Annotated in this window: 1 protein-coding gene; it reads right to left on the bottom strand. The window is 58.9% G+C overall.

Features of this window, described 5'->3' with window-relative positions; translation table 11 throughout:
• Window positions 1–173: 173 nt before the first annotated feature.
• A partial coding sequence (locus HV796_RS43095) for a group II intron maturase-specific domain-containing protein (RefSeq protein WP_281370007.1) occupies window positions 174–630 on the bottom strand: 457 nt, incomplete at its 5' end.

Below are 630 nucleotides of genomic sequence, written 5' to 3'. Positions count from 1 at the left end.
TCGAGAACTGGCGCGCGCACCGGTAGGCGCCGGTGGTGATTCCACCGCTTTCGCGATGGCCCGCAATCCGGCAACCGTAGTCACGTTTCCAGCTCCCGCCACGTCGAACGCAGCGGGCCGATTTCCGGCACTACGCTCTCCTGCGCGCTTCATGTCAAGATTTATGGGACCTATCATGCTGGGCGCGCGTTCGGTGCGGCAGCACGACGAACACGATAGCTATTGAACAGCTTCAGTTCCTCATACAGCCAGCGCCCACTCCACCGCTTCCAGCCGAAGCCCCGTCGATTCCGGGAGCGCCCCATATGGCGTCTGATCTTCTTTTCCACCCAGTCTTTGATGAAGCTGAAGCACTCGCTGGAATGTCCAGCAGCGAAGTAATTCACCCAACCGCGTAATACCGGATTGATCAGTTCTACAACCCGATCTACCGGCTGCGACTGGTATCGCCGGAACACCTCTTTGAGCTTGCGCAATAACGCCGTGCGCTTCTTCAGCTTTGGCGTATAGTGCGCCCGCCACACCTGCCTCTGTACACTGCGGAGTCGACGGAAGTCGAATCCCAGAAAGCCGAAGCTCTCTGCCCGGTCCAGGTTAACGGTGCGGCTCTTCTCTTCATTGACCTCGACC

This window comes from Paraburkholderia humisilvae (assembly GCF_902859855.1).
GTDB lineage: Bacteria > Pseudomonadota > Gammaproteobacteria > Burkholderiales > Burkholderiaceae > Paraburkholderia > Paraburkholderia humisilvae.
This window is presented reverse-complemented; position numbering and strand designations above follow the sequence as displayed.